Below are 25,569 nucleotides of genomic sequence, written 5' to 3' on the forward strand. Positions count from 1 at the left end.
CGGACCTTACGGCATTGCGGTATTTCGCGGCGCAGGGCGATACGGCCCGCCTTCAGGCGGAAATCGCAAGACTTCGCTCGCTTTACCCGAACTGGACGCCACCTGCCGATCCGCTGGCCGTTCCGACCGGACGTGACGAACAGCTCGATCAGATGTGGAAGTTCTACGCGGACGGAAAGTATGCTGAGGTTCGCAAGGCCATTGCGGACCGGCAGGCATCCGATCCGCGCTGGCAGCCGCCGCAGGATTTGCTGGACCGGGTGAACGTGGCGGAGACGCGGACACGGCTGATCACCGCTTCCGAGCTGAAGCAATACGAAACCGTCATCGACCTCGCCTCTCAGACCCCCAGTCTCAGAAACTGTAGCGATGTCGATGTCCTGTGGCGGCTCGGTGAAGCCTTCATCCAAACGAAGCGGCAAGATCGCGGAGAGGCCGTCTATCGGTATATCTTGACGAATTGCTCCGACCCCGAGCAGCGGCTTGCAACAGTGCAGAAGGCATCGACACTGCTCCCGCCGGAGGCGCTGGCGCCCTTGCTGTCGCTGGAACGGGGCGACGAGTTTGCCTCCGTTCGCGATGATCTGGCACGCAATCGCGTGGCGCAGGCCAATAAGAAACCAGGCAGCGCTGTGCCGCCGGATGATCTTGCACGCCTGAAGGCTATCGCGGAACGGGACGGAAAGGCAACGGACGCGCTGCTGCTCGGCTGGTACGCCCTGCGGCATGACGACATGAACGAAGCGATGAAATGGTTCAGCGCCGCACGGGGTTTGGAAGACAGTTCGTCTGCCTCACAAGGCTTGGCGCTCGCCATGATCAGCCTCGACAAGGCCGGCGAAGCGGAAAACGTCATGTACAAGTGGCGCAACGATTCCGAGGAAGCCTCCGCTACCTATCTTGCCACGACGGCAAACCTGATGGCGGAAGATCCGCCGCCTTTGCTGTCCGAGGAGGTTCTGCGTCGTATAGCGGAAACGGTGATCGAGAAAAAATACGTGCCGACAGCACAGCAGTTTGGCTGGTACGCGCGCGCCCTTAACCAGCCGCAGACTGCGCTTCGCTGGTTCCAGACCGCCCTCGGCTGGAAGCCTGATGATGAACCCTCCGCATACGGCCTTGCCGTGACACGCCAGCAGTTGAACGACCGCGCAGGCGTTGCCGAAATTCAACGTCTTTGGGCTGGACGTTCGGCGCGGATCGCCAATCTGGGCCTCGTGACGCCGCCAATGGCCTCTGCTCGCGTGGTCAGACCCGGAGGACAGCTGGTTCAGCAACAGCCACAGCAAAGTGTTGTGCCGAGCGACAGCGTTCGTCCGCCCGAGACGACAGCCACGCCGCGACAAGTGCGGTTGGTGCGCGCGGACAAGGCCGGATCCGCATCACGCGTCTCGTGTTCAAGCTATGCCGATCCTGCCGAATTGCCCCCTGCTGCCGCATTGGCGCGGGGATGGTGCCTGATGGATCTCAAACGGCCGCTGGAAGCCGTCCGCGCCTTCGAGATCGCCTTGCGCAGCGACAACATCCGCGTGAAGCAGGACGCCGCCTACGGCGAGAGCCTAGCCTATCTGAGGCTGGGCCTCACCAGCAAGGCCGCCGTTGCGGCCGCAAAGGCGCCTCAGAGACCTGAACGTTCGGCCGAACTTCAGATCGCGATCCTTGCCGATCGTGCCAACGCCGCCTTCAACTCCGAACGGTATCGCGAAGCCCTCGTCTATCTCGACCAACGTTCGACGCTGCAACCGGAAACGAGCGATCTGTTGGTCCTTCGTGCCTATGCGCTCATGAAGCTTGGGCGTCCGGACGATGCGCTTCGCATTTTCGAGCTTGTGGCTGAAACCGGCAACCGCGCTGCTTCACGCGGCCTCCAAGAGGCCCGGATCGCATTGGGTCTGGACAGGAACTGAGGCGCCAGTCAGCGCTTCGACTGTGACCTTCTGCCAGAAGAGAGGCTTATTGCATCGCGTGTGTGTTTCGGCATGGAAAATTGGCTCTGACGCCATCCGGTGGTCAGAGCCCAGCCGGCGGCACTGACGCGGGCCTGAAGGATGCCGATTTTCCCTCGTCCGTCCATCTGGCGTTTGCACGATTGAGCTTGATGATCTGCCCCTCTGTCTGTCCATTTGACCGCGGCGAAGTGATAGCGGTACTTTCCAAAGCGATCTATCAGAGGCTGTCCATGGATTTGTTATCTGTTGCTATCTTTGCCGCCGCTCTGCTTCTGAACGCGGGAACTCCGGGACCGAGCATTGCTGCGCTAGTCTCGCGTGTGATCACCAGTGGTTGGCGCGATGTGATCCCGTTCATCGCGGCTATGTGGATCGGTGAGGTGGTATGGCTCACAATGGCAATGGCCGGTCTCACTGCCATCGTAAACACCTTCGAGTTTGGCTTTCATATCTTGAAGTGGCTAGGTGTTGCTTACCTCTGCTGGCTGGCGGTCAAGATGTGGCATAAGCCCGTTGACGAAAGCATGGGGGATCTTCCTCAGCGGGTCTCGCCATTGTCCATGTTCGGTGCGGGCATGGCGCTCACCTTGGGCAACCCGAAGATAATGGTGTTCTACCTTGCCCTTCTGCCGTCCTTGATCGACCTATCGAAGACGGGATTCGCGGAATGGTCAATCCTCGCCGCCGTTACACTGGTTACACTGGCCGGCATCGATCTCACTTGGACATTCCTTGCGCATAAAGCACGGCTTCTCTTGCGGACCCCGCGTGCCGCACGGGTTGCCAACCGGATCGGGGCCACCGCTTTGGCTGGGGCGGCGGCTGCCATCGCGGTTCGCAATTGATGATCAACGGGAGGCGCGCCTGCAGAGGGCCGGTTTTGCGGCGCGCCCCCAAGTCAGGGGCGCAATCAATCGGTGGACCAACGGATGGTCAGGCAGTGGGAATCGTCCCGCCGTCGATCACATGTTCTGTGCCCGTAATAGACGATGCTCGATCCGATGCGAGGAAGGCGATCAGGTCGGCGACCTCCTCGGGCGCGGCGGGTCGTCCAAGCGGTATGCCGCCGAGGGAGTCCACGATCACCTGCACGGCAGCGTCATATTCAATGCCGGCTTCAGCGGCGATGCGCTGGGCCAGGCCGTTGGCGCCGGGATTGGCGATCCAACCGGGCGAAACCCGCAACACCCGTATGCCCTTGGGAGAGACTTCCTTGGACAGGCTTTTGCTGTAGGTGTTGAGCGCTGCCTTGGCCGCTGCGTACCCGGTCGTCGCCTCCGGCAGTGGTAGATGTCGCTGGATCGAGGTGACATGGATGACGACGCCGCTTCCCTGCGCGACCATTCCGGGAACGAGCGCGCGGTCCAGTCGGACGGCCGGAAAGAAGTTGAGGTCGAATTCCTTGTCCCATTCCTCATCAGAGAGCGCAGCAAAGCCGCCTGAAGGAGCAGAAGAACCGCCCAGCACGTTGACGAGGATATCGATCCCGCCGAGTTCCCGATGCACCGCATCGACCACGACCTGAACTCCGCCCTTGGTCGTCAGGTCAGCCTCGACAAATGCTGCGCCGGAGAAGTTTTCCGGCTTCTTGCGGGCAGTGGTCAGCACGCGGGCGCCGAGATCCTTGAAGAGCGCGACGGTTGCAGCACCCGCACCCGAAGTGCCACCGGTAATGAGGGCTCTACGGCCCTCCAGCGTGAGAAACGGGGTCATACCGTGATCTCCAGTTCAGCGATCTTGTCGCCCGAAAGGACGAAAAAGTAGCGAAGGTCGATGGGGCTGCCCGGGAAGGTACCGACGAGATGGGCCGTCACCTGCGTCTTGTCGTTCTCCGTGCCGATGAAAAAAGGCTCGACGCTATAGCTGTATTGCCCGGACTCGTCCGCCACCCACTGGCGGATCGCATCACGGCCGCGATGGGTCTCGCCCTTGTCCTTTACGCGGCCGCTGCTGGTAAAAAGGGCAGCGACAGTATCGGGGCTGCCTTTTCGGTCCGCATCGAAATAGGCTTGAATGGCCTTGGGTAGTTTAATCGTCATCTGGTTCTCCTGTCTCGCCTCTGCCTTTGCGACCGAGGCTTCGATCTCCGTTCGAGGGTGACTGGCTTCAAGATAGACGACCCTTATTGACGAATAAGCGGGATAAAGGAGGATGTTGTATTGCGAAAAGAGGGACAATGACGCGATTCGTTCTTGCTGATCTTGATGCCGTTCTCAGCATCGCCCGCCTGGGGTCGTTCAGGGCTGCCGCCCTTGATCTCGGCATGTCCACGACTGCCTTGAGCAATTCGATCGCCAAGCTGGAGCAGCGCCTCGGCATCCGCCTGTTCAACCGGACGACCCGAAGCGTCTCGCTGACCGATGCGGGCAGGACCTTTGTGGAACGCGTAGGCCCCGCGGTCACCGATATCCGCGATGCCATGCTGGCGGCACAGTCGCTTCAGGAGGTCCCAACGGGCACGCTGCGCATCAACGCGTTTGCCACGGCAGCGCGGGAAGTGATGGAGCCGCTCATCCTGTCATTTCTGCAGCGCTATCCCCAGGTCCATGTCGACCTGGTCACCGAGGGACGGATCGTCGATATCGTTGCGGCCGGTTTCGACCTCGGGCTGAGACCGGCCGATCTCGTCCCGGCAGACATGATCGCCGTGCCTCTGGGCCTGAAACGCAGCAATGCGGTCGTGGCGTCGCCGGAATTTCTGCGCACCCATGGGAGGCCAACGGTACCAGCCGACCTTTACCGATTTCGCTGCATCCGCGTACGTCTTCCCAACAACGCGCTGTTTCGATGGAAATTCGAGAAGGACGGAAATGCCGTTCAGATCGACGTCCAGGGTTCGATTACCCTGGACGAGTCGAGCCTCGTGCGAATTGCGGCGCAAAACGGCGTCGGCCTCGGATATGTCATGGAAGCGGACGTGCGCGAAGACATCGCGGCCGGCAGGCTGGTACGTGTTCTCGAAGACTGGACGCCGGCCCTGGCACCGCTGGCGCTCTACTATCCCGGCAGGAAAAATCCACCGGCCGCCTTCACTGCGTTCATCCAGGCTGCCCGCCATTTTGCCAAGGGGTGATCGCGCAGGCGTCGTACGGGGCTATTGCTCAGGGTCGGGGTATTCCACACCTCTCTTCACCCTGAGCGAACCGATGTCGGCGCAGGCCTCTATGCCTCCAGCGTCAACGCTCGCCGGTCAGACAAGGGCATTCTGGGTGATGAGAACCCGTCGTATATCCTCAGGAACAGCCTTTCCTGTCTGCATCCAAAGGGCTGCGGCCACGCCGGCCGCGTGCCCGGTGGCAAAGGCCGTGCCCATCACCCGTACCGATCCATAGGCCGTCTGGTCGGCACCGACGACACGTCCTGCGAGGTAAAGATTGGCGATATCCGCAGCCTGGAGCGAGCCCATCGGGATATCGGCAAAACCTTCGCCGCCGAGATCGGTAAAGGAGGCCCGGCCCGGCGCCTCGTGCACCTCCATCGGCCAGGCGGCGCGGCCGATGCCATCGGAACGGCGTGCGCCGGTCTTGAGTGCGGCGCCGGTCATGTCCTCGCACGACTGCGGCCGGCGGGTCTCGCGGATGCCGATCTGTGGTCCGGTCGCCACCAGATAGGCCCGCTCGAAACCGGGCATCTGTTTGATGAGTGCGAGATTGCGCCAGGCCTGCCGCCGTGCCTCCCGCTCGACGACGCAAAAATCTTCGCCACTCAAACCGCCGAGGGGAAGATCGATCGTCATCCACCACACATCGCCCGATATCGGAAGCCGCGACATCACGCCGCCATCGGCGCGCAGAATGGGCGTGTCTGATGTGGCATTGTAGTGTGCGATGATGCCGGACAGCACTGCCCGGTCAAACGGGGCATCGGGTGCCACGCCGCCAATCCGGACGGGCATCGAGGCTGGCTGCACATGGTCGCCGCGACGGATGTCGCTCGTCAGGCGGGCGCCGGCTAACACTGACAACGTCGCCTCGCCGCTCGCATCGATGAAACTGCCGGCCTCGATCGTAACGGTCCCTGCCTGATCGGCGAGCGTGACGGAGGTGATGCGGCCCTCTTCCTTGGTAACTGCTGTCAGCTTGCTGTGTAGCCGCACCTCAACCCCAGCACGCTCGCACATCCGGTCAAAGGCGAATTTCACCGCTTCCGGATCAAGCATAACGATCCAGTTTCCGCTTCGCGATATGATCGGCGCGACGGATTGGCCGATGGTTTCAAGCTCCGCAAGCAATTCAGCGCCGATACCGAGCACGGCCGACACCGGCGTAGACCCCTTCTGATAGAAGCCGCAATAGGCGAGCACCTGCGAATTGGATGCAGCGCCACCGAGAAAGCCGTATTGTTCGATGAGAACCACCCGCGCTCCCAGACGCGCTGCGGCAACAGCCGCGCTCATGCCGCCGGCACCGCCGCCAATCACGACGACATCTGTCTTCTCCTGCCGGGCGTTAAGCATGATGGTTTCCGTCCATGATCCCCATAGCCTGCGCGAGCAGCTCGAACTGAGCCTTGGCCATCTCGACCCCGGTCTGCACGGCAAGACCGCGTGCAGCGGCGGCCTTCAGGAACACGGTGTGCTCGGGCGAGGTGATGACCTCGGCGGCCAGGCCGTCTGCCGGCATCATCTCGATGATGCTCTGCGCCACCGGTTGCGGGTCGAAGTCGCGCATGCCGGCGGGCGAGCAGTTCACCACCAGATCGAACGGTTGCACGTCGCCGGTCGCCACGGCGCAATGGCATTCTGGAAAAGCGGAGGCGAGCTTTGCCACCAGCATCTTGGCGCGCATCGCGTCGATGTCCTGGATCGAGAGTTCGGCAAGGCCTGTCTCAGCCAACGCCTGGGCAATAGCACTGCCGGCGGCCCCTGCACCGATCAGCAGGGCCGATTTGCCTTCGACCGAAAAACTCCGCGCGCGCAGCGCATCGACAAAACCGGCTCCATCGGTCATGTCCCCCGACAGATGTCCGTCGGGATGACGCCGCACGACATTGACCGCGCCGAGAAAGCGCGCGCGCGGGCTCAGATCCTCGATGAGCCTCGCCACCGCATTCTTGTGCGGGATGGTGACGACAAAACCGTCGAGGTTCTGCCATCCGCGCGCCATCGCCACGAAATCCGCGACCTGGCCTTCCGTTAGGTCGACCGCGATCATGGCGCGATCGAGCCCGTTATGCTCGAAATGGCGATTGAAGTTCTCCGGCGATTTCACCTGGGCGATAGGGGAGCCGATGATGGCCACGAGGCGGGTAGAAGCACCGATCATGTCGTACCAATCCATTCTGTTGCATCGAGCATAGCGGTGGCAGCGCCATTGACGCCAATACGTAAAGAGACGACATACATAAACAGAAGTTATAGCTTGAACGCGGGGAAGCGTGGCCACACCGAAACTGAAAGAACGACATCTCGAGATCTTCCGCATCGTCATGGCGACCCAGTCGCTGACGGCTGCGGCGAGGCATCTCGGCGTCTCCCAACCCAGTCTCTCGGTCGCGATCAAGCGGTTGGAGGATCAATTGGGGGTGGCGCTGTTTGCGCGCATCTCCGGCCGCATGGTGCCCACTGAGGAGGCGCGGCTGATCCTGGCCGAAGTGGAGCGGGTCCACCAGCAGTCCGAAATGCTGTCCGATGTCGTCTATTCGATCGCCCGCGGCCAGGCCACGACGTTCCGCTTTGGCGCAACCCCCAGCATCGGCATGCGCCTGCTGCCCAAGGCGGTTCGGCAGTTGCAGCTCAAAGGCACGGCCGGCACCTATTATTGCGATTCCCTGCCACAGCGCGATGTCAGGGATTACCTGCTATTCGGACAGGGCAGTTGTGTGGCCACCATCGCCACCGTGGAGGACCCGCTGATTGATACGGTGAAGATCGGGGAAGCCAACCTCGTCTGCGTGGTGCCGGCTGGCCATGCGCTGGCCTCGCGATCATCGGTCACGCCCGGGGACATCATGGGCGACACGCTGATTTCCTTCGCACCCGCCACGACGCACGGCCTGCATATCGACGAGACCTTCCGGCGCTGGGGCATCGTGCGTGAAACCTCCGTCTTCGTGCATTTCGTCGAGGCTGCGCTGTCCTTCGTCGCGGAGGGGATCGGTATCACCATCCTTGACGCTTTCTCGGCGATGGACTGTACATCGAGCGGCCTCGTTGCCATACCGATCGAAAACAGCGTCACTGTCTCGGCCTATGTGCATTCCTGCCTGCTGCGGCCGCGGCCGCTGGCTGCCGACAAGCTGATCGCCGAGTTGCGCACCATCGCTGCTGCTGCAGGAATGCGTTGAGGAGAGACGGACGTGACGAATAAGGAAGCGCTTTTTGCCGGCTTTGCCGAGACGGTGATCGAGACCACGGATGTCCATTTTTCGGTTCTGACCCATGGCCGCGGACCGGCGGTGCTGCTTTTGCACGGGTACCCGGAAACGCGCGCGGCCTGGCATCGCATAGCGCCCTGGCTTGCCGAAAGCTGTAGCGTCGTCGTGCCTGATCTGCCGGGCTATGGACGCAGCCGCGTGATTGCCGATTTCGAAGGCGCCGGTTCCAAGCGCCGCATGGCGGCGAGCTTGGTTGCGATGATGGGTGCACTTGGCCATGAGACATTCGCCGTTGTCGGCCACGATCGCGGCGGTCGGGTCGCCTACCGTATGGCACTGGATTTTCCCGACAGGGTAAAGGCGCTGGTATCCGTGACCGTCGTACCCACGCCAGAAATGTGGGAAGGCGCATCCAAGGCATTCGGCATGGGCGCATGGCACTGGTTCATGATGGCTCAGCCCGCGCCGCTACCGGAAAAGCTGATGGCCGGTGACCCGCGATCCCTGCTCGACACCACGCTTGAAAAAATGGCGGGCGGGCTCGATCGGCTCGATCCCAGAGCGCTCGCCGATTACCGCGCCTGCTTCGATGATCCCGCTGTGCGCCACGCCATGTGCGAAGACTACCGTGCCGGTGCGACCACCGACGAGGCGGACGACCTCGCGGATAGGGCAGCCGGGCGGATGATCGAGGTGCCGGTGCTGCTGATCTGGGAGGCTGGGCGACGCTATGGCGGCGGACGCGAGCCGCTTGATATCTGGCGCGACTGGGCAAGCAACGTCGAGGGGGTGGGGCTAAACGGTGGCCACCTGCTGCCGGAAACGGCGAGCGAACAGGTGCGCGAACGGATAGAGGACTTCTTCGGGAGGATCGGCCATGGTGGCTAACGATCTGGGCGTTTCTGGAACGGGCTCTGCCGAGCAGCTTCTCAGCCTGCGTCAGATCGAGGTTTTCCACACCGTCATGAATGCGCGCTCGATCACGGGGGCGTCCAAGGTGCTCAACGTATCCCAACCGGCGCTGAGCCGCACGATCCGCCGAATTGAGGACCTTCTCGGCATCGCCCTGTTCATCCGCGATCGAAACGGGCTGGTGCCGACATCGGAAGCGCTGGAGATCTACGCCGAAATCGATCCGCTGTTGCGCCAGCTGACCGGTGTCGGCGCACAGATTGAACGCATCGTGCGCGGCGAGACTGCGGTCTTCCGGATCGGTTCGACGGCGAGCGTCGCGCGCGCACTGGTGCCGCAAGCGCTGCGCGAGCTCTCCCAGGAAGTGCCCGGCATCGAACTCTTCTTCGATGTCCTGCCGGTAGACCAGATCGAGGACTACCTGACGACCGGGCGCGGGGAAGCGCTGGTGACGATCGCAACACCCGATCACCCCTTGATCGCGATCGAGCCGGTGGGTCGGGCCGATCTCGTCGCCGTCATTCCCCGCACCCATCCGCTATCAACAAAGACGCTGGTCAGGTCCAGGGATCTTGCAGGCGCCGACTTCATCGCCTTTGCCGCTGGCGGCGCCCATCAGCGCGTTGTGGACAGCTTTCTCGACCGCGCCAAGGTCAAGGTGAATGCGCGAGCCGTCGCCCGCTTTTCGGACACGGCACTCGCCCTTGCCAACGAGGAAATGGGCATCGTCCTCGTCGATTACATGACGACGCTTGGCCCGCTCGGCAGCAATCTCGTTGTCCGGCCGATCGAGAACGCGCCGCAATTCGAAGTCTCGGTGCTGTGGAACCGCCGTCGCCCGCATTCGGCAAATCTCCAGAAGCTGATCGAAATCCTCAGCCGCAAGCTCGCCAATCTGCCGGCACTCGGCTGACGGCCCGCAGCCCACCAGCAAGCGGCGTTCGTCACTCCCCATGCTCTCAGGGCATGGGAAACATAATCATTATTGGTTGTCATGCCCGATCGCGGGTGGCAATGAAGGCACATGGCGCCGGGGAGGCGTCATCTATCGGAGGAAACAGACAATGCAGTTCACAATGAAACGCCGTCAGGCGCTTTGGGGCATGGGCGCCTTGGGTGCCGCTGCGGCATTCGGCCTTCCTGCCCGCGCAGCCACCCGCAATCTTGCCGTCCTGCACCTTGCTAGCCACGCACCGAGCTTCATTGCCTTCGAGCGCGGTTACTACAAGGACGCCGGCCTCGACATTCAACTGAAGTTCTTTGAAGCGGCGCAGCCGATGGCCGTTGCCATCGCTTCCGGCGATGCCGATTTCGGGGTGACCGCCATGAGCGGCGGCCTGATCAGCCTGGCCCAAAAGGATGCCGTCAAGGTCATCGGCGGTGCACTCACCGAGGAGAAGGGCATCACCGGCGCGATCGTGCTCGCCTCCAACAAGGCCTACGATGCCGGCCTGACCGATCCGGCGAAACTGGCGGGCAAGAGCTTCGGAATCACCACTGCCGGCTCGTCGTTCCACTTCATGGCCCACAAGATCGCTCAGGCCAATAACCTCAAACTCGCCGACATCGAGCTTCGCCCGTTGCAGAAGCTGGGCGCTATCGTCGGTGCGCTGTCGACGGGCCAGATCGACGCGTGGGTCATCCAGCCGAGCGTCGCCAAGAAAATGATCCGCGAAGGTGCTGCCAAGCAGATTGGCATCATGTCGGATTATGCCCCCAACTATCAGGTAACCACCGCCTTCACGTCGACCAAAAACGCGAAGGACGAGCGGGCAATGACGGAATCCTTCATCAAGGCCTATTCCCGAGCTGTCGCCGATTACAATGCGGCATTCGTCGACAAGACCGCCGACGCGGCCGAGGTCGATGCCTTGGCGAAGATCGTTCACAAATATGTCGAGAGCGACAGCCCTGCGGATGTAGCCAAGCAGAACCTGATCGATGGCTCGATGCGCATCAACCAAGGCCTCGCTTTGTCGCTCGATAGCTGCGTCGAACAGCTCGAGTGGTTCAAGGCCGAAGGCATGGTCAAGGACGCCATCACTAACGAACAGCTGTTCGACACGACCTACGTGAAGACGATCTGATTATTCGACGTTCGGCATGCGGAGGCCAACCGGCCTCCGCCGGGAGACCGCCATGGACCTGAGACTCAACAATATCAGCCACTATTACGGAGCCGTCGAAGTCCTCAAGGACATCTCGCTCGACATACCGCAGGGGCAGATCGTCTGTCTGATTGGTCCGTCCGGCTGCGGCAAGTCCACGCTCCTGCGCTTCCTCGGCGGGCTTGAGCGCCCGTCGAAGGGCGAGGTTCTGCAGGTCGGCGATGCGCCCGCGGATTCGCTCAACCCGCTGACCTATGTCTTCCAGCATTTTGCGCTTCTGCCGTGGCGTTCGGTGGAAGGCAATATCAAGCTCGTTCTCGAAAATCACGGCCTCAGCCGTCGCGAAATGGATGACATCGTCACAGACGTTCTGGAGCGAACCCGCCTTTCCGATTTCCGTTCGGCGCTTCCAAAGCAGCTGTCCGGCGGCATGCGCCAGCGCGTCGCCATCAGCCGAGCGCTTGCCGTGCGGCCCGCCGTCATGCTGATGGACGAACCCTTGTCTGCGCTCGATAGCCAGACCCGTGAGCTGCTGATGGATGATCTGGTGTCCCTGTGGACCCGTCAGCCATTTACCTCCGTCTATGTGACGCATAATCTCAACGAGGCGGTGAGGCTTGGGCACCGCGTCGTCGTGCTGTCTCGCCGTCCCGGCCGTATCCGCGACATTGTTGATATCGAAATCCCGCTCGCAGACCGTCATCTCGGTGATCCCCAGCTGGAGGCCAAACAGGCCCAGCTCTGGGACCTCATGCGCGAAGAGGCCATGGCGGCGGACAAGGAGCTGGTCAATGTCTGAAACCACATCGACGGCAGGGCGTGTACCGCTGATGGACGCACACGACCGCAACTCCGGTCGCATCAAGGCCGTCAACTTTCGCGGCGGCGGCTTTGCCCCGGTGCCGGTGCGCGGGATGGGACTGATCGTTTTCGTGGCACTCATCGCGCTTGCGGAAGCCGGTACGCGCAGCGGCTTCATTTCCAACCTCACCCTGCCCCGCCCCTCTGCCGTTTTGGACACCTTCGTGCAGCTCTGGCAGACCGGCCTTCTGTGGAAGCATCTTCTGCCCTCGCTGCAGCGCCTGCTCATCGGCGGCCTGCTGGGCGTTTCTGTCGGCGTCGCCCTCGGCGTCCTGATTGGTCTGTTCAGCTATGTACGCGCCGGCCTCGTTCCGCTGGTCGCCGCTCTGTTTCCGATCCCGAAGATTGCGCTGCTGCCGCTGTTCGTCATCTGGTTCGGCATTGACGAGATGTCGAAATACATGCTGATCGCCTTTGGCACCTTCACCCCGACGGTGGTGGCGACCTACGGCGCCGTCGACAATGTCGATCGGACCCTGATCCGCATGGGTCAGAGCTTTGGGCTGAGCTGGTGGTCGATCGTGCGCAAGATCGTCCTTCCGGGCGCCTTTCCCGCCATCCTGTCCGGGCTCCGGGTCTCGATCTCGATCGCGATCATCCTGCTCGTGGCTGCCGAAATGCTCGGCGCACAGTATGGCGTCGGTTCCTACATTCTCGAAGCCGGTTCGCTCTACGATCTCGAAAAGCTGTTCGCTGGCGTGACCATCCTGTCCGTGCTCGGCCTGATCGTCAGTTTCGTCATCGGCAGGGTCGAAAAGCACTTTCTCAGCTGGCGCTGATAACCTCCGCGTCCTGATTTCTTGGAGACTGCACCATGCTTGCCTTGCAAAAGACCCGCGCCGCCGCGGGGCTGGACTTCCGCGCGCCCGATAAACCTGCGCCCCAGGCCGGAGAAGTGCTGGTGCGCGTCCATTCCGCCGGGATCTGCGGCACGGATCTCCACATCGCCGCCTGGACACCGGGCTATGAGTCGATGGAAAGCGCGATGCCGGTCACGCTTGGCCATGAATTTGCCGGCACGATTGTAAAGGTCGGGCCGGGCATTGCCGAGGAAGTGCTGGATATGCGGGTGACGGCGCGTCCGTCCACCACCTGCGGCCGCTGTGCGGCCTGCCTCGCCGGGGACGATGATAACTGCAGCGCCCGCAAGGGAATCGGCATCGGGCGTAACGGTGCCTTCGCGGCTCTGGTCAGTGTTCCCCATGCCAATTGCCACCGGGTGCCGGACGGGCTCGACCTGTCGATCGCGGCCCTGACGGAGCCGATGACCGTCTGCGCCGAGGCTGTCGCCACCGCGGATGTTCGAGCCGGCCAGACGGTGCTGGTGATCGGCCCGGGCTTCATCGGACAAGGCATCGCCATCCTCGCACGGGCCAAAGGCGCAAGGGTCGTAGTTCTCGGACGCGATGACCAGCCGCGGCTCGCCGCGTTGCGTGCGGCCGGTTTTGCCGACCTGATCGACACGCAGGACACGACGCTGGACATGGCCCTGACCGACTATCCCCCCTTCGATGCCATCATCGAGGCGGCCGGAGTACCGTCTCTGGTCAATGCCAGCCTGCCGTTCCTGAAGAAGCGCGGCATCTTCACGGTTGTCGGCATTCATCCGCGCGCTGCCGAGATCGACCTGACGCGGCTGGTGCGGATGCATCAGCAGATCCGCGGGTCGTATCGCGCGCCGCCGGCGACCTGGGACGACGTGCTGCGTTTCCTCGAAACAAACCAGGGCCTGATGCGCGGGCTGATCAGCCACAGTTTCGCCCTCGCCGATGCGCTGGAGGGCTTTAGGCTTGCACACACCCGTGTCGCGTCGAAAGTCATGCTGACGATCGGTGACGCACCATGAGTAAGGCCTTCCTCGCGCTCTGGAACGATTTTCCTACCGCCATGCGGGACGAATACGAGACGTGGCACACGTTCGAACACGTGCCCGAGCGGTTGACGCCGCCCGGCATCCGCGCCGCCCGTCGCTACGCCGCCTTCGGCGCCGCTTCGGATCGCTATTTCACCATCTACGAGCTCGATGATACAGCAGCGCTCGAACATCCCGACTATCTGGATCTCGTGCGCCACCCCACGCCGTGGTCTTCGAAGATGCGCCAGCATTTCTCCCAGGTTCTGCGCATACCGGCCGAATGCATCGCCTCCGGCGGCCGGGGGACGGGCACCCATGTGCTGATCCAGGCCTATTCCGTGGACCGCAGCCAGGCTGACGGCGCATCGGCCAAACTGGCCTTGGTTCTTCAGGATCTGGTCTCCGCCGGGCGGATGCTCTCCTATCGCATCGGGCTTGCCGAACCGAACCAGAAATACGAGGTGTTCGAGCAGGAGCCACAGGCGGATACGGGCATGCTCAATGTGGTGTTGCTTGCCGAAAGCAGCAGCCGTGGCGGACTGGAGGAGATCCATCCGACACTTGCGACGGCGGCCAAGGATGTGCTGCAACCGCAGGCCACTCTCCGCGATGGAGTGATGGAGCTGCTGGTAAGTTTTCATGACATCGACGTACCCGCGAACCGCTCCCAGATCTTGGCCAGCGAGACGATGAGGGCACGCTTCACCGACGCCAGCTGCGGGACCAGCAGCCCCGATCGGAGAAGCCGGAAGCTCCCTGGCTCTCACTCCGGCCAGGGTTGAAGAGGCGCCGACAAGGCATGTCGGGAGGCACTACGGGTTAGATTTTATCCGGGAGCGCCACGACGACAGAGGCAGTCCGTCAAGCAATAAATAAGAATAAAGATAGCCTAAGGGCGCTTTCCAGACGATCCGGGATCAAAGAGCCGCGCTCGACTGTGCTTTCACTGGAGGAGGAAGCCGTCGTTGTCGCCTTTCGCAGGCATACAGTGTTGCCGCTTGATGACTGCCTCTTTGCGCTCCAACCGACCATCCCTCATCTGACGCGCTCGTCACGGCATCGAGAACCCTCCAGAGCGCCCATGGAACATCCTGTCAATTGGCAGACGCCATGGGCACAAACGTTCGGATCAATGCTGGTTGGCCTTACTGCGATGTTGTCATGTATCTGCTGAGGATTTCGGAAATTTCCGGGCCGTCCTTATTATCGTCAACCTTCGCGCGGTCCTCAACCGAGTGCAGATGATGATCCATGATCTGCACCGCCGTTGATACGTCCAATTCCTTGAGCGCCTCGATCAATCGGACATGTTCATCGATCCCGCATTCGGCCGAATGCGGCCGGCCAAAGCGCGCAAGGATCAGCGATGAGCGCGACACGACCTGACTGATAAAGTCGATCAGCAGCTTGGAGCCGGTCAATTCCGCCAGAAGAATGTGAAACTCGCCTGCGAGCCGGATGGAGCGCGGTGACGCGGCCCGCAGAGCACGCTCCTCTTCCTTCACGTGTGAAATCAAGGCGTCGATGCCATCTTTTGGCATGCGTTTGCACAGCCGCTCGATCACTTCCCGTTCTAGGCAGCGCCTCAGGGCGAACACTTCGTCTGCCTCTTCCAGGGTCGGCATGGCAACCGATGCCCCGCGGTTGGGCTTGATCTCGACCAGTCCGTCAGACGCCAGTCGAAGCAGCGCGTTGCGCGCACTCGTGCGACTGACACCAAAGGTGTCACCGATGGAATCTTCCGGGAGTTTGACGCCTGGTTTCAGCGCCTGCTCGAGAATTGCACGCCGCAATGATGCGTAAATCGCGTCGCTGCGGCTTTGCTGAGTGGACATGCACGGCCTCCGGCACGGGACGAATTGATCTGTTGCGGCCTTATAGCCCAGGTTTCGCATTCTATCGACCGCAAATTTTTGAACGCAAATTTTTGTTGAAATTGCATGCAATCGACGATAATACTTCCTGCCAATGGGCCGTACAGATCATGCCTTTCGACCGGAAACGCTACCTGACGACGAGTCGAAGAATCTTCTCGTTGAGGATATTGCATGCAATTATGATCCGCCAACGAATGCCAAAAAAGGGGAACACAATGAACATTCTAATGAAGACGATTATGGCCAGCACAGCGCTTCTGGTGCTGTCACTGCCTGCTTCGGCCGAGACGTTTCGCTGGGGAGCATCGCGGGATATCGGGTCGCTTGACCCTTATTCCTACGGCGACAGTTTCACGCTTGGCGTTCTCAACCACGTCTACGAAGGTTTGGTGCGCTATGACCGGAATCTGGAAATTGAACCGGCGCTGGCAACATCCTGGGAAATCCTGTCGCCAACAACCTGGCGCTTCAAGCTGCGCGAAGGCGTAAAATTCCAGAACGGTGCCGAGTTCACCGCAGACGATGTGCAGGCTTCGCTGAAGCGCGCGTCTGATCCCAAGTCGCCGTTGAAAGGCAATATTCCCGCCTACAAGGGGTCGCGCGTCATCGATGCCCATACGATCGAGATCGACGTATCGGAAAACTATCCGCTTCTGCTCAACGATCTGACGACGATCTACATTTTCGACGCGGGCTGGCTGAAGGACAATAACGCGGAGGCACCCACCGATGTCGGTTCGGGCGTCGAGGGCTTTGCCACCTACAATGCCAACGGAACCGGTCCCTTCAAGGTCGAAAGCCGTCAGCCTGACGCCAAGTCGGTCTTCGTCAAGTTCGATGGCTGGTGGGACAAGCCGCAACACAATATCGACCGGATCGAATTCTCACCGATTGCCTCTGACGCGACGCGCGTTGCTGCTCTGCTGGCCGGTGACATTGATTTCACCGACAAGGCACCGGTGCAGGATATTCCGCGTCTCGAAGCGTCGCCCACCGTCAAACTGCTTGAAGGCACGGACCTGCGCACCGTCATGCTTGGCTTTTCGCAGCGCGACCAGCTGATTTCCGGTGCGCCCAACCCGATGAAGGACGTGCGTGTGCGCCAGGCGCTGCAGCTTGCAATCGATCTGGATCTCATCCAGAAGCGTGTCATGCGCGGCAAGTCGCGCAATGCTGGAACGCTCGTTGCGCCGCCCATTCCTGGCTATGATGCAGCACTCGATACCCCGATCAAGGCAGATCCCGACAAAGCCAAGGCGCTCCTGAAGGAGGCCGGCGCCGAGGGCTTCGAATTCGATTTCAACTGTACCGACACATTGGTCAACGAGGAGCAGATCTGCCAGGCGATCGCCTCGATGTGGTCGCGTGTCGGTCTGAAACCGAAACTCGATCAGGCCCCGCGTGCGGTCCAGACGCCGAAGCGGTCGAGCGGCAAGGTGGATGTCTACACACTCGGCTGGGCGACGTTGCCCATGCTCGATACCTACAGCCTCACGTCGCAGGTCCTGCACACCAAGGAAGGGACGTTTGGGATCTTCAACTGGGGCGGATGGTCCGACAAGGAGTTCGACGCACTGACCGAAGCAGCTGCAACAGAACTCGATCGCACCAAGCGGCTTGCCCTTGAGGCGCAGTCCTTAAAGGTAGCCAAGGAGCATGTGCTGATGATCCCGCTTCACCAGCAGCCGCTCACCTGGGCAACGACCAACAAGGTCGCAGATCTGCCGCTGATGCCGGACAATCTGCCGCGCCTCTGGCTGGTGAAGAAGTAAGTGAAGCAGATGCGTGCCGGTAATCCGGCACGCATCCTGCCATCCGTTTTTCTCATCCAGGACGCTGCACCATGATCGTCTTCCTCATCAAGCGGATTGGCAATGCCATTCTCGTGATGCTTGCCGTCGCCTTCCTGGCCTTCCTCATCTTCCGCTTCCTCGGCGATCCCGTGGAAATGATGATGAACGAGAGCGCAACGCAGGTGGAGCGCGACGAATTGCGCGCACGTCTTGGGCTGAACGATGGCTTTCTCGTCCAGTACGGTCGTTTCGTCGTCAATGCCGCGCAAGGCGAATTTGGCCTGTCCTGGCGCAATCAGCAGGCCGTCGTGACGCTGATTGCCGAGCGCTTTCCGGCAACGTTCGAACTGGTGCTGATTGCCACCATCATCTCACTCGTTGTGGGAATTCCGCTCGGCGTGTTTACGGCCATCGGGCGGGGCCGATGGTGGGCGGAGAGCCTTCAGTTTTCGTCTGTCATCGGCGTGTCGCTTCCAAGCTTTCTGGTCGGGATCCTCCTCATCCTTGTCTTTTCCGTGTCACTCGGCTGGCTGCCGGGATACGGACGCGGCGAGGTGGTCAACCTCGGTTGGTGGACAACAGGCTTACTGACCCCATCGGGCCGGGCTGCCCTGGCGCTGCCGGCGCTGTCTCTCTCGCTCTTCCAGGTCACCCTGGTGATGCGCCTCGTGCGGGCAGAGATGCTCGAAATTCTCCGAACGGACTTCATCAAGTTCGCCCGGGCGCGTGGCGTGCCGCGACGGCCTCTCTGGTTCCGGCATGCCCTGAAAAACTGCCTGATGCCGGTCATCACGCTCACCGCCATGCAGATCGGCAATCTCATCGCTTTTGCTCTCGTCACGGAAACGGTTTTCCAATGGCCGGGCATGGGCATGCTGTTCATGCAGGCGGTGACCTTCGTCGATATCCCGGTCATGGCCGCCTATCTGTGCATCGTTTCCTTCATCTTCGTTGCGCTGAACACCGTCGTCGACATCGCTTATGCCGTGATCGACCCGCGGCTGCGCAAAGCCTGAGACGGCAAGGAGCTCCCATGACACTCGTTCACCCCGGCAGTCCCCCGCAAAAGTCTCGTCTCGGGTGGGTGGCGCGCCTGCATAATTCCGATCTCTGGTGGAGCTTCACGCACAAGCCGTCTGCCGTTCTGGCAGCCATCGTGCTGGCTGTGCTCATTCTTTCCGCCTTCTTCGCGGCGTGGATCGTGCCCCAGAACCCCTATGATCTTGCGGCGCTGGAACTGCTGAATGCCGAAATACCGCCGATCTGGCATGCGGACGGCCAGTGGCCATTTCTGCTTGGCACAGACCTGCAGGGTCGCGACATGTTGTCGGCCATCCTCTATGGCTCGCGCGCGTCGATCATCATCGGGGCCGCCTCGGTCGCCGTGTCGCTCACCATCGGCGCCATTCTCGGGCTCATCGCCGGCTATTACGGCAAATGGGCCGACGGCCTGCTGATGCGGGTGGGCGACGTCCTTCTATCGATGCCGACCATGCTGATCGCCATTCTCGTCTCTGCTGTTGCCCGCGAACTGCTGCCGCCGCAACTGCGCGAAAGCGGCGCCGCAGCGGTGATCGTTCTGGCAATCTCGCTGTCTGCGTGGGTTCAATATGCCCGCACCGTCCGGGCGCTGGCGATGGTCGAGCGCAACAAGGAATATGTGCAGGCCGCCCGCCTCATTCGTGTGCCGGCTCGGCGTATCATGTTGAAGCACATCCTGCCGAACACCACGACGCCGTTGCTGGTGACGGCAACGCTCAATTTCGGGCTCGGCATTCTGATTGAGGCGACGCTCTCCTTCCTGGGTGTCGGCATGCCACTGGAGCAGCCGTCGCTCGGAACGCTGATCCGCATCGGCAATCAGTATCTGTTCTCCGGTCTGTGGTGGATCGTGCTTTTCCCCGCCATTCAGCTCTGTCTTCTCGTGGTGTCGATCAACGTGCTGGGCGATTGGCTGCGCGACGCCCTCAACCCAAAACTGCATTGAGGTTCCAATGACCGACCTTTTAATCAAGAATACCCGTCCAATGGGTGGCGAGACCGCCGATATCCTCATTCGCAACGGCCGGATTGATGCCATTGGCCCCGGCCTTTCAGCCGACGGCGTCGAGGTGGAAGATGGCGACAGACGGATCGCTATTCCGGGCCTGGTGGACGCGCATACGCATCTCGACAAGTCGCTGCTTGGCTACCCCTGGTACAGGAACGAGGTTGGCCCGCGGTTGATCGACAAGATCGACAACGAGCGCGCCGTGAAACGCGAATATGGTCTTGATGCCCATGTCCAGTCGATGCGCCAGTCGCTGCAGTCGGTGTCCTATGGCACGACGTTGATCCGCACCCATGTCGATGTCGATACCGATCAGGGCGTTGCCGCCATCGAGGGCGTCCTGGAAACGCGGCGCCAGTTGCAAGGCATCGTCGAGATCGAGATCGTCGCATTTCCGCAGTCGGGCCTGATACGCCGGCCGGGCACGCTGGAGCATCTCGACAAGGCGATGGCGCTTGGTGCCGATCTCGTCGGAGGTCTCGACCCCTGCGGCATGGATCGCGATCCGAAGGCGCATCTGGATGCCATATTCGCGATCGCCGAAAAATACGGGAAGGGCATTGATATCCATCTGCATGAAAATGCGGAACTCGGGGCCTTCTCGATGGATATGATCTTTGAACGGATCCGCGCCCATTCCATGCAGGGCAAGGTTGCCGTCAGCCATGCCTTCTGCCTTGCCGCTTCCGACTGGAACATGACGCAGGGACTGATCGACACCTGTGCCGAACTCGACGTTCCGATTCTGACCACGGCGCCGCCATCCCGTGACGTGCCATCCCTCAAGCGCCTGCATGCCGCCGGCGTGCGGTTTGGGGCAGGCGTCGATGGTTTCCGCGATACCTGGGGGCCTTACGGCAATGGCGACATGCTTGAACGCGCCATGCTGCTCGGCATGAAGAACAATCTGCGCCGCGACGATGAGGTGGCAAGTGCGCTTTATGTCTGCACAACCGGCGGTGCGCTCGCCATGGAACGGGCAGGACATGCGCTGGAAGCGGGCGGGCGCGGCGATGTGGTTCTGGTTGAGGGCGAGACGCTGGCCGAAGCCGTGGTGACACACGCGCCGCGGAAGCTTGTGGTGACAGCTGGTGCCGTGGTTGCCCGTGACGGGCAGAGCCTGAGGGCGCGTCCATGAGATGGCAGGATCTTCCCCTGGGCAAACGGCCGCCGGGCCGCTGGGCGCTTTCTGCCCGTTTCGTGATTGCCGACCTTCCCGAAGGTCGCCGGCTGATCGAGAACGGTGAAATCGTGATTGAGGCGGACCGGGTGATCTTTGTCGGCCACCGTTTCGAGGGCGAAGTGGCGGCGCGGTTCGACATGGGCGACGCAATGATCGGCCCCGGTTTCATCGATCTCGACGCGTTGTCCGATCTCGACACCACCGTGCTGTCGATGGACAACCAGCCAGGCTGGCAGAAAGGCCGTGTCTGGCCCGAAGATTATGCGTCGCGCGCCTATGAGATGTATTCGGCCGACGAACTCACCTTTCAGAAACGCTTTGCCTTTGCGCAGCTGCTGCTCAACGGCATCACCTCGGCGCTACCGATCGCATCTTTGTTTTACCGTGCGTGGGGTGAGACCGTTGCCGAGTTCGAAGCGGCAGCCGATGCAGCGGAGGATCTCGGCCTGCGGGTCTGGCTGGGACCGGCTTATCGCAGTGGCGGCGTCATTCTGGATGTCGACGGCGCGATGCAACCGTTTTTCGATGAAGAACGAGGCATGGCTGGATTGAACGAAGCGGCTGATTTCGCTGTTCGGGTGCAGGGGACCGGTGGTGGCCTGATTTCCGGGATGTTTGCACCCGATCGGGTGGAAACCTCGACGGAGACTTTGCTGCGCGAAACCTTTGCGCGGGCCGATGACCTCGATATGCCCGTGCGCCTGCACATGGCGCAGGGCGAGATGGAACTTCACACGGTCAGGCGCCTCTACGGCAAAACTGCACCCGAGTGGCTGGATGGCCTGGGGCTGCTCTCACCGCGGCTGATTGCGCCGCATGCCACCGTCGCGACGGACGAGGATCTCGCGCGCTACGCGGACAATGGCGTAACGGTAGCTCACTGTCCGCTGGTGTCTGCCCGTCACGGATCGGCGCTCACATCCTTCTCGCGCCTCAAGGCAATGGGAATCCGCATCGGCATGGGCACGGACACTGCACCGCCCGACATGGTGCTGAACATGGCCGTGGGCCTGATGATGAACAGGGTCACCTCCGGCAAGGGCGATGCCGGCTCCGCTGCCGAATTCTACGATGCGGCGACACTTGCCGGTGCCGACGCCCTCAAGCGGTCGGATCTTGGCCGCCTTTCTATCGGGGCCAAAGCGGATCTTGCCGTATTTACGATGGCCGATCCTCTGATTGCCCCGCGCATCGACCCGGTGCAGACCCTCGTCTATGGGGCGACAGGCCGCGTGACGAAGGCAACCATCGTCGATGGAAGGCTGTCGATGCGCGATGGTGCCGTCGCCGGCATGGACATGATCTCGGCACGCGTACAGGCACAGGCGCAGTTTGACAGGCTGGTCGCATGTTATCCCGAACGAACCTATCGCCATCCGCCCGTCGAGACGATTTTTCCGCCGAGCTATCCCCGTCCGGAGCAGCCATGATGAGCCAGCCCCTTGCTCTTGAAGTCAAAGATCTTTCGGTGGAGTTTCCGACGCGGCGTGGAACGCTGCAGGCGCTATCGCAGGTCTCTCTCACCATTGCGCGTGGAGAGATCCTCGGCGTCGTTGGCGAATCCGGTGCCGGCAAGTCGATGACTGGCATGTCTGTGCTTGGCCTGCTCGAACCACCCGGCCGCATTTCCGGCGGCGAGATCCGCATCGCCGGCGAGCGGACCGACAATTTGCCGGAAAACCAGATGGCCCGGGTGCGCGGCCGCGTGGTCGGAGCCATCTTCCAGGATCCGCTCACATCGCTCAATCCTTTGTTTTCGGTGGGCCAGCAGCTGGTGGAAACCATCCGCCTGCATGCCGATCTCGACCGCAAGCAGGCGCAGTCTCGGGCGATCGATCTGCTGGAGCAGGTCGGAATTCCAGGGGCAAAGGAGCGTGTCGATCATTATCCTCACCAGTTCTCGGGCGGCATGCGCCAGCGTGTGGTGATTGCCCTTGCACTTGCCGGGAACCCGCAGCTCATCATCGCCGACGAGCCGACGACCGCCCTTGACGTGTCGATCCAGGCGCAGATTACCGCACTGCTCAAGACGCTCTGTCGCGAACAGGGAGCCGGTGTGATGCTTGTCACCCACGATATGGGCGTGATCGCTGAGACGGCCGACAGGGTTGCCGTCATGTATGCCGGTCGCGTGGTCGAGATCGGCTCGGTGGAGGATGTGGTGAACCGCCCCATGCATCCCTACACGCGGGGCCTCATGGGCTCCATCCCGGCACTCGGTGCCCGGGTCGAGCATCTGACGCAGATCGACGGAGCCATGCCCCGACTGAATGCCGTCCCGGCCGGTTGCGCCTTCAATCCGCGCTGCCCAGATGCCGGCCCGCGTTGCAAACTGGTTCGTCCAGCGCTGGTGCCCGCCGGCACCAGCGCGGCGGCTTGCCTGATCCACGACGGAGGTGTTGCATGAGAAGTCCCGACAACGCGCTCGAGATCGACCAGCTGACCCGCATCTTTGACGTGTCCAGTCCGTGGCTGAACCGGGTCCTCGAACGCAAGCCGAAACGCTATCTGCGGGCGGTGCAGGACGTGACGTTTACGGTCGGCAAGGGGAAATGTCTGGCACTGGTTGGGGAGTCCGGCTGCGGAAAGTCGACGGTTGCCCGCCTTGTGACGGGTCTTTACGCCCCGACCGAGGGCGCCGTCGTGTTTGCACCGGATCGCAACGGCCGACCGATGGAAGCCCAGATGATCTTTCAGGATCCGCATGCCAGCCTCAATCCCCGCTGGCGTGTAGGGGATATCGTTGCCGAGCCGATCCGCGAGTTCAAGCTGCGCGCAAGCGAAGAGGAGACGGCAGAACGGGTTGCCGAGGTTCTGCAGATCGTTGGCCTTTCTGCCGATGATGCCAGGCGCTATCCGCATGAGTTTTCCGGTGGCCAGCGTCAGCGCATCTCAATTGCCCGCGCCCTTGCCTCCGAGCCGGAGTTTCTCGTCTGCGACGAGCCCACCTCGGCGCTTGACGTATCGGTCCAGGCCCAGATCCTCAATCTGATGCGCAGGCTGCAGGACGAGCTGGGATTGACCTATCTGTTCATCAGCCACAACCTTGCGGTTGTCCGTCACATGGCTGACCGGATTGCGGTGATGTATCTTGGCCGGATCGTCGAGGAAGCAGATACGGAATCGCTGTTTTCCAATCCGCAGCACCCCTATACGCGCCTGCTGTTGGCAACGATCCCCGACGTGCGAGCGCCAAACCGAGACCGTGCCCTGATGGGGGGAGAACCCCCAAGCCCGCTCGATCCGCCGGGGGGCTGTGCTTTTCATCCGCGTTGCCCACTGGCGAGCGAGCTTTGCAGCCGCGAAGCGCCGGCCGTGCGAATGCGCGCAGATGGCGGCCGCGTCGCCTGCCATTTTGCGGATCAGAAAGCCTGATTGCAGGCGCTGTCACGCCATTTCCATTTTTCCAAAGAGAGAGCAAGACATTGAGCACAACCCTTTTTACCAATGCCAAGCTGATTGATGGCAGGCTTTGCGATATCGCCGTCGCGGCAGGACGCATCACGGCTATCGAGCCGGCAGGTGTCAGCTCACCACAGGCTGAGCGCATCGATATCGCCGGACAACTGCTCGTCCCCGGTTTCGTTGAGGGGCACATTCATCTCGACACAAGTTTCTACGGTGACACCTGGGTGCCGCACCGTCCCTGTACCAACGGCTTCGACGTGCACGAACGTGTTGCCTTCCAGGCCGACAATATGGCGAAGGCAGCGCCCATGGAGGAGCGCGCGCGCAAGCAACTCGATCTGTGCATCGCCAATGGAACGCTGCAGATGCGCAGCCACGTCATGGTCGATGGGTCGGTGGGGCTGACATCACTGGAGACGATCCTTGCCGTACGCGAAACCTATCGGGAGTTGATCGATATCCAGATTGTTGCGTTCCCGCAGAGCGGCATTTTGAAAAGCCCGGGAACGCCGGACCTGCTGGATGCCGCCATTGGCCTTGGTGCGGATGTGGTCGGAGGGCTCGACCCGGCAAGCTTCGATCGCAGCATCGACGGCCACCTCGATGTCGTGTTCGGAGTGGCGGAAAAGCGGGGCGTCAGCATCGATATCCACCTGCACGACGCGGGTACGCTGGGTGCTTTCACGATTGAGGAAATCTGTGACCGAACGGTCGCATTGGGCATGCAGGGACGCGTTGCCGTCAGTCACGCCTATGGTCTCGGAGACCTGGGCACGGATGCGGCGCGAAAGATTGCCGGAAAGATCGCCAGAAGCGGCGTTTCGATCATGACCAACGCCCCCGGCAATCATAGCTTTCCACCGGTCGCACTTTTGCGTCAGGAAGGGGTGACAGTGTTTTCAGGCAGTGACAACATCCGGGATTCCTGGTGGCCTTTCGGAGACGGAGACATGTTGCGCCGCGCAGAGATCATCAGCTACCGGTCCGGTTTTTATACGGATATGGACCTTGCCTCCGCTTTCGATGTTGTGACCTCTGCAGGCGCCATGGCGCTGGGGCTGGAAGGCTACGGAATAGAGATTGGCGCTAAAGCCGACTTCGTCACCCTGGACGCCGAACATGTTCCGCTTGCTGTGGTCTCCGTGCCAAAGGCCCGGCGGGTGTTTAAGGCGGGAAAACTCATCTCCCAACCTAGCTAGACAACGGCAACCGCAAGGGCGCCACAGTTTTACGCTTGCCGCCGCGCAACGCTGTGCCG

At 61.7% G+C, this 25,569-nt stretch carries 24 protein-coding genes and 1 pseudogene; 20 read left to right on the top strand and 5 right to left on the bottom strand.

Annotated features, from left to right (window positions below):
* The first annotated feature begins 14 nt into the window (after positions 1-14).
* Complete coding sequence (locus G6N78_RS20865) at positions 15-1,907, top strand: tetratricopeptide repeat protein (RefSeq protein ID WP_234906067.1); 1,893 nt, start codon at positions 15-17, stop codon at positions 1,905-1,907.
* Between the two features lie 272 nt (positions 1,908-2,179).
* Entirely contained in the window at positions 2,180-2,794 is a 615-nt protein-coding gene (locus G6N78_RS20870; RefSeq protein ID WP_165225321.1) for a LysE family translocator, read from the top strand.
* A gap of 88 nt (positions 2,795-2,882) precedes the next feature.
* On the opposite strand, the gene G6N78_RS20875 is transcribed toward G6N78_RS20870, so the two are convergent.
* Positions 2,883-3,662 (bottom strand): SDR family oxidoreductase, encoded by a 780-nt coding sequence (locus G6N78_RS20875; protein WP_165223379.1) that lies wholly within the window; start codon positions 3,660-3,662, stop codon positions 2,883-2,885.
* The gene (locus G6N78_RS20880) at positions 3,659-4,126 is read right to left on the bottom strand and encodes a nuclear transport factor 2 family protein (protein WP_306416229.1); all 468 of its coding nucleotides are present in this window, start codon (positions 4,124-4,126) and stop codon (positions 3,659-3,661) included. The genes G6N78_RS20875 and G6N78_RS20880 overlap by 4 nt, the downstream gene beginning before the upstream one ends.
* Here G6N78_RS20880 and G6N78_RS20885 point away from each other — a divergent pair.
* Positions 4,126-5,022 (top strand): LysR family transcriptional regulator, encoded by an 897-nt coding sequence (locus G6N78_RS20885; protein ID WP_165223382.1) that lies wholly within the window; start codon positions 4,126-4,128, stop codon positions 5,020-5,022. The genes G6N78_RS20880 and G6N78_RS20885 overlap by 1 nt on opposite strands.
* Before the next feature lie 117 nt (positions 5,023-5,139).
* On the opposite strand, the gene G6N78_RS20890 is transcribed toward G6N78_RS20885, so the two are convergent.
* Together G6N78_RS20890 and G6N78_RS20895 are read right to left on the bottom strand one after the other, a co-directional pair.
* A complete protein-coding gene (locus G6N78_RS20890; protein ID WP_165223384.1) occupies positions 5,140-6,405 on the bottom strand; it encodes an FAD-dependent oxidoreductase in 1,266 nt (421 codons plus the stop codon).
* The gene (locus tag G6N78_RS20895; protein ID WP_234906068.1) at positions 6,398-7,228 is read right to left on the bottom strand and encodes a shikimate dehydrogenase family protein; all 831 of its coding nucleotides are present in this window, start codon (positions 7,226-7,228) and stop codon (positions 6,398-6,400) included. The genes G6N78_RS20890 and G6N78_RS20895 overlap by 8 nt, the downstream gene beginning before the upstream one ends.
* A gap of 97 nt (positions 7,229-7,325) precedes the next feature.
* Here G6N78_RS20895 and G6N78_RS20900 point away from each other — a divergent pair, with 97 nt between their 5' ends.
* The 9 genes and pseudogenes from G6N78_RS20900 to G6N78_RS20940 form a co-directional block, all read left to right on the top strand.
* Entirely contained in the window at positions 7,326-8,234 is a 909-nt protein-coding gene (locus tag G6N78_RS20900) for a LysR family transcriptional regulator (protein ID WP_165223387.1), read from the top strand.
* Between the two features lie 12 nt (positions 8,235-8,246).
* Complete coding sequence (locus tag G6N78_RS20905) at positions 8,247-9,152, top strand: alpha/beta fold hydrolase (RefSeq protein ID WP_165223390.1); 906 nt, start codon at positions 8,247-8,249, stop codon at positions 9,150-9,152.
* The gene (locus G6N78_RS20910) at positions 9,142-10,089 is read left to right on the top strand and encodes a LysR family transcriptional regulator (RefSeq protein ID WP_165223393.1); all 948 of its coding nucleotides are present in this window, start codon (positions 9,142-9,144) and stop codon (positions 10,087-10,089) included. Before G6N78_RS20905 ends, G6N78_RS20910 begins: the two co-directional genes overlap by 11 nt.
* A gap of 151 nt (positions 10,090-10,240) precedes the next feature.
* Positions 10,241-11,263 carry an ABC transporter substrate-binding protein gene (locus G6N78_RS20915; protein WP_165223396.1) on the top strand — a complete coding sequence of 341 codons (1,023 nt, stop codon included), beginning with the start codon at positions 10,241-10,243 and terminating at the stop codon, positions 11,261-11,263.
* A gap of 52 nt (positions 11,264-11,315) precedes the next feature.
* The gene (locus tag G6N78_RS20920) at positions 11,316-12,083 is read left to right on the top strand and encodes an ABC transporter ATP-binding protein (RefSeq protein ID WP_165223399.1); all 768 of its coding nucleotides are present in this window, start codon (positions 11,316-11,318) and stop codon (positions 12,081-12,083) included.
* A 31-nt stretch (positions 12,084-12,114) separates the two neighbouring features.
* Positions 12,115-12,924, top strand: a complete 810-nt coding sequence (locus G6N78_RS20925) for an ABC transporter permease (RefSeq protein WP_206531687.1) — start codon at positions 12,115-12,117, stop codon at positions 12,922-12,924.
* 35 nt (positions 12,925-12,959) lie between these two features.
* Positions 12,960-13,991, top strand: coding sequence for a zinc-dependent alcohol dehydrogenase (locus G6N78_RS20930; protein WP_165223403.1), 1,032 nt, complete (start codon positions 12,960-12,962; stop codon positions 13,989-13,991).
* Positions 13,988-14,782, top strand: a complete 795-nt coding sequence (locus tag G6N78_RS20935) for a carbohydrate kinase family protein (RefSeq protein ID WP_165223405.1) — start codon at positions 13,988-13,990, stop codon at positions 14,780-14,782. Before G6N78_RS20930 ends, G6N78_RS20935 begins: the two co-directional genes overlap by 4 nt.
* 41 nt (positions 14,783-14,823) lie before the next feature.
* Positions 14,824-15,063: pseudogene (locus G6N78_RS20940) on the top strand (IS481 family transposase); the annotation flags it as partial.
* Positions 15,064-15,145: 82 nt separating this feature from the next.
* Here G6N78_RS20940 and G6N78_RS20945 read toward each other — a convergent pair.
* Positions 15,146-15,835 (bottom strand): GntR family transcriptional regulator, encoded by a 690-nt coding sequence (locus G6N78_RS20945; protein WP_165223407.1) that lies wholly within the window; start codon positions 15,833-15,835, stop codon positions 15,146-15,148.
* Positions 15,836-16,098: 263 nt separating this feature from the next.
* On the opposite strand from G6N78_RS20945, the gene G6N78_RS20950 reads away from it, so the two are divergent.
* From G6N78_RS20950 to G6N78_RS20985, 8 genes are all read left to right on the top strand, one after another.
* Entirely contained in the window at positions 16,099-17,649 is a 1,551-nt protein-coding gene (locus G6N78_RS20950) for an ABC transporter substrate-binding protein (RefSeq protein ID WP_206531688.1), read from the top strand.
* 71 nt (positions 17,650-17,720) lie between these two features.
* Entirely contained in the window at positions 17,721-18,686 is a 966-nt protein-coding gene (locus G6N78_RS20955; RefSeq protein WP_165223442.1) for an ABC transporter permease, read from the top strand.
* A 17-nt stretch (positions 18,687-18,703) separates the two neighbouring features.
* Positions 18,704-19,657: an ABC transporter permease gene (locus G6N78_RS20960; RefSeq protein WP_165223445.1), complete on the top strand. Its 954-nt coding sequence runs from the start codon at positions 18,704-18,706 to the stop codon at positions 19,655-19,657.
* A 7-nt stretch (positions 19,658-19,664) separates the two neighbouring features.
* Positions 19,665-20,858, top strand: coding sequence for an amidohydrolase family protein (locus tag G6N78_RS20965; RefSeq protein ID WP_165223448.1), 1,194 nt, complete (start codon positions 19,665-19,667; stop codon positions 20,856-20,858).
* Complete coding sequence (locus tag G6N78_RS20970) at positions 20,855-22,333, top strand: amidohydrolase family protein (protein WP_165223451.1); 1,479 nt, start codon at positions 20,855-20,857, stop codon at positions 22,331-22,333. Before G6N78_RS20965 ends, G6N78_RS20970 begins: the two co-directional genes overlap by 4 nt.
* Positions 22,333-23,310, top strand: a complete 978-nt coding sequence (locus G6N78_RS20975; RefSeq protein WP_165223454.1) for an ABC transporter ATP-binding protein — start codon at positions 22,333-22,335, stop codon at positions 23,308-23,310. The genes G6N78_RS20970 and G6N78_RS20975 overlap by 1 nt, the downstream gene beginning before the upstream one ends.
* Positions 23,307-24,278 (top strand): ABC transporter ATP-binding protein, encoded by a 972-nt coding sequence (locus G6N78_RS20980; protein ID WP_165223457.1) that lies wholly within the window; start codon positions 23,307-23,309, stop codon positions 24,276-24,278. Before G6N78_RS20975 ends, G6N78_RS20980 begins: the two co-directional genes overlap by 4 nt.
* Before the next feature lie 50 nt (positions 24,279-24,328).
* Complete coding sequence (locus G6N78_RS20985; protein WP_165225330.1) at positions 24,329-25,510, top strand: amidohydrolase family protein; 1,182 nt, start codon at positions 24,329-24,331, stop codon at positions 25,508-25,510.
* Positions 25,511-25,569: the final 59 nt, after the last annotated feature.

The organism is Allorhizobium pseudoryzae, assembly GCF_011046245.1.
GTDB lineage: Bacteria > Pseudomonadota > Alphaproteobacteria > Rhizobiales > Rhizobiaceae > Neorhizobium > Neorhizobium pseudoryzae.